Here is a 12,163-nt window from a genome sequence, read left to right as displayed (position 1 = left end):
GGCACCGGGTGCGTTCCGCCCCGAGGCGGCCAGGCACCGGGAGTGTTCAGTCCCGGTGCGCGCGGCGGCCGACGCGCCACAGCCACCACAGACCGATGAGCGGCAGGACGAGCGGGATGAACCCGTAGCCGCTGCCGAAGTTCGACCACACCGACGGCTTCGCGAAGTCCTCCGGATGGGTGTGGCTGAGGATGCCGACGACGATGACGCCGAGGAATTCGATCGCGCAGGCGGCCACGGCGATCCGATGCGAGATCCGATTGCCGATGACGAGGCAGATCGTGGCGAGGATGTAGATGACCGCGGCCACTGCCGAAAGCGAGTACGCGATCGGGGCGAAATCGAATTCGCGGATGAGCTGGTAGCCGGCTCTCGCCGTGGCCGAGAGTGCGAAGATCCCGTAGACGGCGGTCAGCGCCCGCCCGGGTCCGCTGTGCATCGCCGAATACGGGGAGCGGCTGCTTTTCGTCACTGCCAAATCTGGTCCAATCTCTCGATCATCACGATCACCGTCAGTCCGGCTGCTGCCAGCACTCCCGGCCCCCACCGACTGAGTTCGGCGAACGCCCAGAACCCGGCCAACGCGATGACGAGGATCGCGGTGATCACATAGCCGAAGTAGAGGAGCGGGTCGACATCGTGCGCGGAGCCGAAGGTGGCGATCGAGAGGATCAGCTGCACGATGAGCAGCAGAAGCAGGAACGCGGCACCCGCCAGCAGGGCCTTGCCCGCCGGTCGGTTGCGGATGGTCTCGACGATCGACCACACGGTCAGGATACCGGTGACGGCATAGAGGACGATGGTGAAAACGGTGAACACCCGACCCAGTTTAGTCGGCATCGGCTCAAAGCAGATCCTCCGGTGCGGTCACAGGACGGGTGAGATGCCGCACGGATCCTGGCCGTCATCCCGCACACGCCCTAAACTTGAGGGGATGCCCATCTATCTCGACCACGCAGCCACCTCGCCGATGCCCGCCGAGGTGCTCGAGGTGTACACGAAGGAGCTGGCCCGCCGGGCCAATCCCTCGGCCCTGCACGCTGTCGGGCAGGCGGCACGGATGCGCATCGAAGAAGCACGCGAGGACATTGCCCGCGCAGTCGGCGCGGCCACCTCGTCGGAGGTCATCTTCACTTCGGGAGGCACCGAGGCGGACAATTTCGCGCTCAAGGGCCTCTACCTCTCCCGCAACAACGGGTCGTTCGTCGACCCGGTGCGCCCGCGCGTGCTGACGACCACGATCGAACACCCCGCGGTCCTCGAGACCGTGGAATGGCTGGAGAGCCTCGGCGCCGAGGCCGTCTATCTCGACGTCGATTCGACCGGTCGCCTCGACGTCGACGCGGCCCTTGCCGAACTGCGCCGGGCCCCAGAATCCACGGCGCTCATCAGCGTCATGGCCGCGAACAATGAGATCGGCACTCTGCAGCCGATCCGCGAGATCGGTGAGGTCGCCGCCGAACTCGGCATCCCCTTCCACATCGACGCTGTCCAAGCGCTCGGCCAGATCCCACTCGACTTCGCCGGGTTCAGAGCCACGGCGATGACGATCACCGCCCATAAGATCGGCGGACCCGTCGGCATCGGGGCCCTCCTGCTCGACCGTGCAGCCACCCCGACGGCGATCCTCCACGGCGGGGGACAGGAGCGCGGTGTGCGCTCGGGAACCCTCGACGTCGCCGGCGCGGTGGCCTTCGCCGCCGCCGTCGACCTCGTCACCGGAGACCTCGAAGCACGGTCGGCACGTCTGGCGGGTCTGCGGGACCGCCTCGTCGCCGGAATCGAATCGAGCATCGACGGAGTCGCGCTCTCGGGCCCGCCCGGTCCGGGCCGGCTGCCGGCCAATGCGCACTTCACGTTCACCGGCTGCGAGGGGGACTCGCTGCTGTTCGGTCTCGACGCCCGCGGACTGGCCACCTCGACGGGATCGGCCTGCTCGGCCGGAGTCTCGCGTCCCTCGCATGTGCTTCTGGCCTGCGGGGTCGATGAGGACACGGCCCGGTCCACTCAGCGCTTCACCCTCGGCCACGAGACGACCGAGGACGATATCGATGCCCTGCTTACGGCCCTGCCCGAGGTCGTCGAACAGGCACGCCGAGCCGGGATGGTTTCGGCAACACCCCGATGGATGCAAGGAGCCTCATGAGAGTACTCGTCGCCATGTCCGGCGGAGTCGATTCCTCCGTCGCCGCCGCCCGCGCCGTCGATGCCGGACACGAAGTCGTCGGCGTCCACCTCGCCCTGTCCCGGATGCCCGGCACCCTGCGCACCGGTTCGCGCGGCTGCTGCACGATCGAAGACTCCCGCGACGCCCACCGCGTCGCCGGGATGCTCGACATCCCCTTCTACGTCTGGGACTTCTCCGAGCGGTTCAAGGAAGACATCGTCGATGACTTCATCGCCGAGTACGCGGCCGGGAGGACCCCGAACCCGTGCATGCGCTGCAATGAGCGCATCAAATTCGCCGCCCTCCTCGACCGGGCGCTGGCGCTGGGCTTCGACGCCATCGCCACGGGCCACTACGCGGAGGTGCTGCGCGACGATGACGGGAAGCCGGAGCTCCACCGCGGAGAGGACCTGGCCAAGGACCAGTCCTATGTCCTCGGCGTGCTCACCTCCGATCAGCTCGAGCACTGCTACTTCCCGATCGGTGCCACGGCCTCGAAGGCCGAGGTGCGCGCCGAGGCGGCCGAGCGCGGTTTCTCCGTGGCGAGCAAGCCCGACTCCTACGACATCTGCTTCATCCCCGATGGGGATACGAAGGCGTGGCTGGCCGACAAGATCCCGATGCGTCCGGGCCTCATCAAGGACTCCGAGGGCGAGGTCCTCGGTGAGCACGACGGGGCGATGACGTACACGATCGGTCAGCGCAAGGGCCTGGGCATCGAGAAGCCCGCCGCCGACGGCAAGCCGCGCTTCGTCACCGGGCTCGATCCGGCCTCGAACACGGTCACCGTGGGTTCGCGTGCCGACCTCGCCGTGTCGCATCTGACCGGCATCCGCACCTCGTGGGCCGGCGCGGCTCCTGCGGACATGGGACACAGCCCGGAGGACGGCATCGACTGCGAGGTCCAGATCCGTGCCCACGCCGATCCCGTACCGGCCCGTGCCTGGCTCGGAGACTTCGTCGCCGAGGCGCCCGAACACGAAGCGAATCCCATCATCGACGAGGTCGAGGTGCCTGCGGCCCGCCCGGCCGGGCAGCTCATGCACGTCGACGTCGACGAGGAGCTCTCCGGTGTGGCACCGGGGCAGACGATGGTCATCTACCGCGGCACCCGTGTGCTCGGGCAGGCGACCATCGACTCCACGGCGAAGGACCGCATCACCCCGGCTCCGGACGCTGTGCTCGCCGACGCCTGAGGTCCCGGGCAGCTAATCACCTGAGCCCGACGCCCAGGGCAACGCAGGCACCTGGCTTGGTGCCCCGGGGCGAGGCAGGCACCTGGCCCGGTGCCCCGGGGCGAGGCATCACCGCCGGAATGTCCGTGACTGGCGATACTCTGGGGGCATGAAGGAATTTCCCCAAGATGTCGTCTCGGCACCTTATGGAACCTGGACGTCACCTCTCAACGCCGCCGAGGTGGCCGCCGGTGCCGCTCCGATCTTCGATGCCGCCTTCCGCGGAGACGAGATCTTCTACTCGACGAAGATCCCCGCCGAGAAGGCCCGCACCGGACTCGTCCGCACCTCGCTGTCTCGTCCCGGCGACTGGGAACAGATCCTGCCCACCGGCTTCAACATCCGCTCCGCCGTCCACGAATACGGGGGAGCGGCCTGGGCTCTCGACCCCGACAGCGAGGTCATCTACTTCGTCAACGCCGCCGATCAGCGTGTGTGGCAGATCATCCCCGGTCGGGCTCCGCACGCCCTGACCCCGGACACCTCGGGTCGGATCCGCTACGGGGATCTGCACATGACCCCGTGGGGACTGCTGTGCGTGCGCGAGGACTGCCGATCCACTCGTCGCCAGCGCGCCGTTGTGCTGCTGACCAAGCACGGGACGACGAACGTGCTTTCGACGCTGTCGCATTTCATGGCCTGGCCGCGTCTCTCGCCCGACGGCAGCACGCTGGCGTTCATCGGCTGGGAGCACCCGAACATGCCATGGGACGGCACGAACCTGTGGCTCGTCGACGTGCGCACCCCTGCGACACCGCCGGTGGCCATGGTCCGCGGGGATGCGATCGCACGCCCCCGACAGGCCCCGCCCACTCTGCCGACCCCCGACGACGGGGGAGTCTCCCTCCTCCAACCCGAGTTCACCTCGGACTCGTCTCTTCACGTCATCTCCGATCACGGCGGTCATTGGGCGCTGCACGGTCTCGACTTCGACCCCGTGGCCGCACGCCCGCTCGTCACGGACCCCGATCACACCCCGGCCCCCGAGGTGCTCAGCCCCGACCGTCTGCGCCCCGTCCTCGACACCGGGGATGAGATCGGCGGGGCACTGTGGCAGTTGGGCACCCGCTGGCACCTCCACGATAGCGGCGAAGTGTGGGCGCACACGCAGTCGGCCACGGCCACCCTCGTGCGCAGCCACGCACAAGCCCCGAACACCTGGGAGCCGATCAACCCGGTCGGGGAGACCTTCGGCACGATCGAGCTCCTCGCCCTCGGCCGGACCCACCTGCTCATGACCGCGAAATCGACGAGCCGGCCCGGCGTCCTCTGCGCCGTCGACCGCGCGACCGGGCAGTTCACCGAGATCGCCCGGGAACGACTCGACACCCATCAGGGCTACTACTCCAGACCTCGAGTCGGCGAGCTCGGGGGAGTGCCCGTCGTCATCCACCCGCCGCACAATCCCCGCTTCGCCGCCTCCGAGCGCGAACTTCCGCCCTATATCGTCTCGATCCACGGCGGACCCACCGGTCAGGCGACCCCGGACATGTCGGCACGCTCGAGTTTCTTCACCTCACAGGGCATCGGCGTCCTCGAGGTCAACTACGGCGGATCGACCGGCTTCGGCCGGGCCTGGCGGGACCGACTGCGCGGACAATGGGGGATCGTCGACGTCGCCGACACCGTGGCCGCCGTCGAAGGGCTCATCGCCGCCGGTCTCGCGGACCCGGAGCGCATCGCGATCTCCGGGGCCTCCTCGGGCGGGTGGACGGTGCTCTCGGCCCTGGCCGCCACGGACGTGTTCGCCTGCGGCACCTCCTACTTCGGTGTCACCGATCTCATCCGCTTCGTCGTCGACACCCATGACTTCGAATCCCATTACATCGACGGTCTCGTCGGACCCTGGCCCGAAGCTCAGGACGACTACATCCGCCGCTCGCCGATCCGCCGTGTCACCGAGATCGACGTGCCGGTGGCCGTCATGCAGGGCGACCGCGACCCGATCGTGCCGCCCTCACAGGCTCAGGAGTTCGTCGATACACTCGAACTGTTCGGAGTGGAGTACATTTACCGTCTGTACAAGGGCGAATCCCACGGCTTCGTCCGCGCCGAGACCATCATCGATTCCCTGGAAAGCGAGTTCCGATTCTATGCCGACGTCTTCGGAATCCCGCGCGGCGGCTGAGAGCCTCGGCCAACGCCGGGACGAGACGGGACACGCCCCGCACCCCGCCGAGGCGGTCGCCGCCCCCACCGTGCCCACCACCGTCCTGCCCGCCGCCACGACCACCGGCATCTGGCTGCCCGGAGTCCGGGACCCGCACCGCAGCTACATCGCCACGAGCCCCGTCCGCGAGGCCGCCGCAGCCGGGTTCGACATTCTCGCCGACCAGCTGCCGCCCGTCCCGCTGACCGCGCACTCGTCCGAGGACCACTGGGGTGCCGACGCCATCGGCCGTGCCGTCGGCCTGCTCACCGATCTCCACGTCGACCGCACCTCCTTCGGCTGGCGGCTGACCGCCTCGGCGGGAAGGGACGAACGACTCGAGGACTCTGCCCTCGATGAGGCGTTCGACGCGATCGCCGAATACGGTCAGTCCCGACCCGGTCAGATCCAACTCTCCCTGCCGGGGCCCTGGACGCTCGTGACCGCGCTGAGTCTGCGCTCGGGAGCCCGCGTCCTCGGCGATCACGGCGCTCGCCGCGACGTCGTGCAGGCGTACGCCTTCGGCATCGCCGCCTTCACCGACCGCATCGCGGGCCTGGGCATGCAGCCGACCGTCCGCCTCGTCGAATCCCGCCTCAGCCCGGTCCTCACCGGCACCTGGCCGAGCGTCTCCGGGTGGGCGAGCCTGCCCGCGATCAGCGAAACCCACGTGTGGGCGGCTCTCGAATCGACGCTGCGCCACCTGCCGCCGACCGTGCTCGCGCTGCCCAACCTCGATCCCCTGCACCTGCAGGGCAAGGAGATCCCCGCCGCCGAGGCGGTCCGCCGCACCGGGGCGACGGCGGTGTCCGTGCCGTTGGCGGCCCTGAGACCACACAGCTGGGAGCAGGCGGCCATCCTCGCCGAGGCGGGGCTCGGTCTCTGGATCCACCTGCCCACCGAGGCCGGTGGGCGACCGGATGCGGTCAACCACTGGACTGAGCGCATCCGCATCCCGTGGTCGCGCATCGGCATGGGGTCAGCGAGCCTGCGCGAAGTCGGCATCATCGCCGGTCCCGAACTGCCGATGACCTACCCGCCGCTGCTGGACGAGAGATGCGAACTCAGTCCCGAACACAATCGGGGGACCATGACCATCGCCGCCGGTCTGCGGCGCGCTCTTGAGGAGATCGAATGACCACCACACCGGAGAACGCGGGCTCGTCGAAAGAGAACCCGTCGAACGCAGACGCATCGAATGTGGATCTGTCGGACGTCGACCTCACGGACGCGGCCGCACGCGTGCAGGCCCATGCGCAGCTGACGGAGCGGATCGAGGAGTATCGGGCCGCGTACTACCAGGATTCCCTGCTCGTCTCCGACGCCGAGTACGACGACCTCGTCCACCGGCTCGAAGACCTCGAGAAGCAGTTCCCCGAACTCGTCACGGACTCCTCACCGACGCAGACGGTCGGCGGCGTCGTCGACACCTCGACCTTCGACCCGGTCGAGCACATCGGTCCGATGTACAGTCTCGACAATGTCTTCGACTACGAGGAGCTGCGAACCTGGTATGACCGTGTGCGGTCGGCCACCTCGGCGAAGTCGAAGTTCCTCTGCGAACTCAAGATCGACGGTCTTGCCGTCAACCTGCTCTACCGCAACGGGGAACTCGTGCGGGCCGCGACCCGCGGCGACGGCCGCATCGGTGAGGACATCACGGCGAACGTGCGCACCATCTCCGACATCCCGCACCACCTCGACACCGAGCATCCTCCGGCCGAGGTCGAGATCCGCGGTGAGGTGTTCTTCCCCATCGAGGAGTTCGGCGAACTCAACGCCGCGCTCGTCGCCGAAGGCAAGGCCCCCTTCGCCAACCCCCGGAACTCCGCGGCCGGATCGCTGCGCCAGAAGGACCCGGCCGTCACCGCCCGCAGGCCGCTGCATATGCTCGTCCACGGCATCGCCGTGTGGACTCCGGCCGATGATTCGCATCCGGAACCGGCCCGCCAATCCGAGGTCTACGAACAGTTTCGGTCCTGGGGCCTGCCGATCAGCGACTACTTCAAGGTGCTGGAGACCGTCGACGAGATCGAAGACTTCATCTCCTACTACGGCGAGCATCGTCACGACGTCACGCATGAGATCGACGGCATCGTCATCAAGATCGATGACATCGCCGTGCAGGAGACGCTCGGGTACACCTCCCGTGCGCCGAGGTGGGCGACGGCGTTCAAGTACCCGCCCGAGGAGGTCACGACGAAGCTCCTTGACATCCAGGTGCAGGTCGGTCGGACCGGACGGGTCACGCCGTTTGCGGTGATGGAGCCGGTGACCGTGGCCGGATCGACCGTGGAGCGGGCGACGCTGCACAACGGTCACGAGGTCAAACGCAAAGGCGTGCTCATCGGCGACACCGTCACGCTGCGCAAGGCCGGGGACGTCATCCCCGAGGTGCTCGGACCGGTCGCGGCCCTGCGGGATGGGTCCGAACACGAATTCGTCATGCCGACCCACTGCCCGTCGTGCGGGACCGAGCTGGGAGAGCAGAAGGAGGGCGACAAGGACCTGCGCTGCCCGAACTCCAGGTCGTGCCCCGCGCAGCTGGCCAATCGAATCTTCTACCTCGCCTCCCGTGCGGCCTTCGACATCGAAGCCCTCGGCGAGGAGGCCGCACTCGCCCTCACGGCCCCGGCCGAGCCCGGGACGCCGCCGCTGACCTCCGAGGCCTTCCTCTTCGAACTCGCCGACGAGGATTCGCAGCTGCGGGCGTCGCTGGCGGATGTGAAGATCTGGCGGGACAAGAAGGTCAAGGGTGTGGCGACGGGGGAGCGGGAGCTCGTCCCCTACTTCTATACGCGTGGGACCGCGAAGAAGCCGAGTGCGCCGAGCGCGAACACGGAGAAGCTGTTCGACGAGATCAGGAAGGCCAAGGATCAGGATCTGTGGCGGGTGCTCGTGGCGCTGTCGATCCGACATGTCGGACCCACCGCCGCGCGGACTCTGGCCGCGAAGTTCCGTACCCTCGATGCCATTCGCACCGCCGAGCTTGAGGAGCTCTCCGAAGTCGAGGGCATCGGACCGACGATCGCGAAGAGCGTCCGCGATTGGTTCGACGCCGACTGGCATGTCGAGATCGTCGAGGAGTGGAAGGCCGCCGGGGTGCGGATGGAGGACGAAGAGGGCGACGCTTCGGCACAGACTCTCGACGGTCTGACGATCGTGGCCACCGGTTCGCTCAGCTCCTTCACTCGAGACGGGATCAAGGAGGCGATCCTCGGTGCCGGCGGCAAGGCCGCGGGCTCGGTGTCGAAGAAGACCGATTATGTCGTCGCCGGTGAGAACGCCGGGTCGAAGCTGGAGAAGGCCGAATCGCTGGGCGTGCCCGTCCTCGACGAAGACCAGTTCAGGACCCTATTGGAGACAGGAGACCTCGACTGAGCACCGTCTGAGTTCCGAGCCGGGCGCCCCAAGGGAATTTATCCCGGGCCCGGGCGGTTCCATGGTGTGGCTGTTTACTCATTCGTGACCGAACTCGAAGTCCGGGTACAGACTCAGCCAAGCTCAGAGACAGCTTCGGATGGAAGAGTGTGGGACATGAGATGGATTCCCCGACTCCTCGCCGGTACCTGCGTGGTCGTCGCCGGCGCCCTGACGGCGGTACCGGTGACGGCAGGACTGGCCGACCTGGTGCTCAATCCAGGACCGCAGTCGACCAAACGCAGTGCTCAGCCTGCTCTGACGTCCCAGCGCACGAACACACCGCCGACCAACCGCCCCGAGGAGTCGGCCGTTGCTGACGGCGGATCGCATCAGATTGTCGAAGGCACCATCGTCGACACCGCTCATGCTCGCGTGTCCGAGCTCGCCGCTGACCTCCAGGCCGGAGTCGTTGCTGGAGAGTTCACCCAGGCCGACGCCGACCGGGTGCTCGCCGACATGTCGGGGTACATCTTGGGCGAGAGAACATGGCCGGAGAGACAGACAGCCTGATTCTTCAGCATGTCGTCTGCGAGGTCTGCCCCGCTGTCCTCAGCGAGATGACGAAGTGCTCCACTCCGACTGGGCGACCCTGAGCCGAGCAATGGCGTTGAGGTTGACCTCAATGCCGAGGCCCGACCCGTCAGGAAGAGGAACCCGGCCCGCGCGGATAGGTACGTCCGCAATGTCTTCGGCAATCATCTCGGGACCCACGAGCTCATTCGACACGATGGCCGGATGCGCGAAGGCGACGTGGACGCCGGCCATCGTTCCGACCGCCGACTCGACCATCGAGCCGATCTGACAGGGCATGCCTGCGGCTTCTGAGATCGAGGCCAGGGCAAGAGATGGTCTCACCCCGCCTGCCTTCATCAATTTGATGTTGACCATGTCCGCAGCTGATAGGTGGACCGCACGGATCAGGTCGGACGGGGTGTGGACGGCTTCGTCGATCATCAAGCGTGCGTCCGTCGCACGAGCAAGCTCTGCCAGGCTCTCCAACTCGTCGGCCGGCAGGGGCTGCTCGTACCATTGGACCGCGCAGTCCGCCGTCTGACTGATGACCTGCAGCGCAGTCGATCGGTCCCATCCCTGATTGGCGTCGACCCGGAGTCGAGCCCTGCCGTTGACTGCGCGGTGGAGTGAACGGATGCGGCGAATGTCATCGCCGTCGTCGCTGCCGACCTTCAACTTGATCTCGGTGTATCCGGCTGCGACCGCGGCGCTCGCCTCGTCTGCCGCAGCCTCCGGGGATGTGATGCCGATGACGTACGGCTGCGTGAGTTCGGAGTGCGCCTGACCACCCAGCACCCGAAACAGTGGGAGATCCACGGCCGTGGCCAAAGCGTCATGGACCGCGATGTCGACAGCGGCCTTGATAGATGGGTTGCCCCGCAGGGTGCGGTCCATGCGCTGATGCAGCTGCGCCGTATCGAAGACGGTGAGCCCCTCCAAACATGGAAGGAGCACATGGCACAGGGAGGCATATGCCCCTTCGAAGGTCTCACCCGTGACATGGGGGTCCGGAACCGCTTCGCCCCATCCCTCGACGCCCTCGTCAGTGACGATCCGCAGCAGAATCGAGGGCATGTCATCGAACCGGCCGTAGGAGACGACGAACGGCCGATGCAGCGGCAACCGGACGGCGTGGACTTCGGCTCCGACGATCTTCACGATTGCCCTCCCCGGACGTAGGTCTCGTAGTTCCGGCCCGGGCCGCAGTCGGCATTCACCACGGCTTCCATCAGTTCCCGGGCCAGATGAACAGATGGGCGACCAGGACGAAGATCCCACCGAGGGCGTACTGGATGAGGATGAGCGGCCAGATCCAGCGCACCCATTTCGTCCAGGAGACACCGGCGGCGGCCAGCGCGGCCATGAAGTATCCGGAGGTGGGCGTCAGGATGTTCGAGGTGCCGTCGCCGAATTGAAAGGCCAGTACGGCTGTCTGCCGACTCACTCCGACAAGATCGGACAGAGGCGTCATGATCGGCATCGTCAGAGCAGCCTGCCCGCTGCCGGAGGGAACGACGAAGTTCGTCAGGCTCTGTGCGCCGTACATTCCCAGGGCCGAGAACTCCGTCGGCAGGTGCCGGACGGAATCAGCCAGTCCGAGGATCATCGTATCCATGATGTTGCCGTCTCTGAGCACTGTCAGCACGCCATAGGCCAGTCCGATGACGAGAGCTCCCATGGTCATGGCGAGGAACCCATTCACGAACGCCTCCGCCGTTTCGCTGAAGCCTAGTCCGCCGATGAGAGCCATCACGAGCCCCATGGCGAGGAACAGACCGGAGATCTCGGGAATGTACCAGCCGAAGGCGATCACGCCGCCGGCGAGAATGCAGATCGTCAGCAGCAGAACGACGAGATTGGCGATATGCCGGGGACTCAGCGGCGTGGACTCGGCCGGTCCGATGTCATCTCGTTTCTGATCGTCTTCGTGGACCAGGCTCGCCGACGGGTTTCTTCTCACCCGGACTGCATACCAGGTGACATATGTCGTGCTCACAGCGACGAAGAGCACCCAGAACACGATGCGCGGTACCAGCCCAGAGAAGATGGGCAACCCCGCGATGCCCTGAGCGACTCCCACTGTGAAGGGGTTCATGAACGCCGCCGAGAAGCCTGAGCCTGCACCGACGAGGACGATGGCAGCTCCGACCAGCGAATCGTAGCCGAGCATGATGGCCAGAGGAGCGATGATCATGATGTATGGGATCGTTTCCTCCGCCAGACCGAAGACGGCGCCTCCGACAGCGAAGAAGAGCATGAGCGCGGGGACCACCAGGATCTCCCGACCTTTGGTCTTGTCGGCGATACGGGAGACAGCCGCGTCGGCAGTCCCAGTGGCGCGGAACACCCCGAACGCGCCGCCGACGATGAAGATGAAGAAGATGATCGGAGCTGCCTCGACCATTCCGGCGTGCACCGACGTCAGGACGTCCATGATGCCGGCTGGTGACGACTCCGCTGCCTGATAGCTGCCGTCAACGACGACCTCCTGGCCCTCGGAATCTTCGACTCGATCGAACGAGCCTGCTGGCACGATGTACGTCGCTGCGGCGGCGATGATGATCAGGCCGAAGATGATGACATACACATGAGGAACGTGCAGCCGTCGATCAGCGGTCTTCCGCAGAGCTGTCAGAACTGGCATGGCGACCTTTCCGATTCCTGAAAGACAAGTGA

The 12,163-nt window shown here is 66.7% G+C and carries 10 protein-coding genes; 6 read left to right on the top strand and 4 right to left on the bottom strand.

The genetic code is table 11. The annotated features are described in order from the left end of the window. Positions 1–46 precede the first annotated feature (46 nt). Positions 47–439: a hypothetical protein gene (locus ACPUD7_RS01180; RefSeq protein ID WP_425118894.1), complete on the bottom strand. Its 393-nt coding sequence runs from the start codon at positions 437–439 to the stop codon at positions 47–49. A 29-nt stretch (positions 440–468) separates the two neighbouring features. Next, positions 469–819: a hypothetical protein gene (locus tag ACPUD7_RS01175; protein WP_135539617.1), complete on the bottom strand. Its 351-nt coding sequence runs from the start codon at positions 817–819 to the stop codon at positions 469–471. A gap of 115 nt (positions 820–934) precedes the next feature. Here ACPUD7_RS01175 and ACPUD7_RS01170 point away from each other — a divergent pair, with 115 nt between their 5' ends. The 6 genes from ACPUD7_RS01170 to ACPUD7_RS01145 all read left to right on the top strand — a co-directional run bounded on the left by ACPUD7_RS01170 (position 935) and on the right by ACPUD7_RS01145 (position 9,484). Next, entirely contained in the window at positions 935–2,146 is a 1,212-nt protein-coding gene (locus tag ACPUD7_RS01170; protein ID WP_425118849.1) for a cysteine desulfurase family protein, read from the top strand. Continuing rightward, the gene (mnmA, locus tag ACPUD7_RS01165; protein ID WP_135539613.1) at positions 2,143–3,363 is read left to right on the top strand and encodes a tRNA 2-thiouridine(34) synthase MnmA; all 1,221 of its coding nucleotides are present in this window, start codon (positions 2,143–2,145) and stop codon (positions 3,361–3,363) included. Before ACPUD7_RS01170 ends, mnmA begins: the two co-directional genes overlap by 4 nt. Positions 3,364–3,511: 148 nt before the next feature. Continuing rightward, positions 3,512–5,530, top strand: a complete 2,019-nt coding sequence (locus ACPUD7_RS01160) for a S9 family peptidase (RefSeq protein WP_425118848.1) — start codon at positions 3,512–3,514, stop codon at positions 5,528–5,530. Next, positions 5,496–6,689 (top strand): hypothetical protein, encoded by a 1,194-nt coding sequence (locus ACPUD7_RS01155; protein ID WP_240689766.1) that lies wholly within the window; start codon positions 5,496–5,498, stop codon positions 6,687–6,689. Before ACPUD7_RS01160 ends, ACPUD7_RS01155 begins: the two co-directional genes overlap by 35 nt. Further along, positions 6,686–8,932 carry an NAD-dependent DNA ligase LigA gene (gene ligA / locus ACPUD7_RS01150; protein WP_425118847.1) on the top strand — a complete coding sequence of 749 codons (2,247 nt, stop codon included), beginning with the start codon at positions 6,686–6,688 and terminating at the stop codon, positions 8,930–8,932. The genes ACPUD7_RS01155 and ligA overlap by 4 nt, the downstream gene beginning before the upstream one ends. 156 nt (positions 8,933–9,088) lie before the next feature. Beyond that, complete coding sequence (locus ACPUD7_RS01145) at positions 9,089–9,484, top strand: hypothetical protein (protein WP_425118846.1); 396 nt, start codon at positions 9,089–9,091, stop codon at positions 9,482–9,484. Between the two features lie 39 nt (positions 9,485–9,523). Here the strand turns inward: ACPUD7_RS01145 and ACPUD7_RS01140 are convergent, their stop codons facing one another. After that, a complete protein-coding gene (locus ACPUD7_RS01140) occupies positions 9,524–10,645 on the bottom strand; it encodes a mandelate racemase/muconate lactonizing enzyme family protein (protein WP_425118845.1) in 1,122 nt (373 codons plus the stop codon). 70 nt (positions 10,646–10,715) lie between these two features. Next, positions 10,716–12,131, bottom strand: coding sequence for a YfcC family protein (locus ACPUD7_RS01135; RefSeq protein WP_425118844.1), 1,416 nt, complete (start codon positions 12,129–12,131; stop codon positions 10,716–10,718). Positions 12,132–12,163: the final 32 nt, after the last annotated feature.

The organism is Brevibacterium sp. FAM 24630, from assembly GCF_049804075.1.
Taxonomy (GTDB): Bacteria; Actinomycetota; Actinomycetes; order Actinomycetales; family Brevibacteriaceae; genus Brevibacterium.
This window is presented reverse-complemented; position numbering and strand designations above follow the sequence as displayed.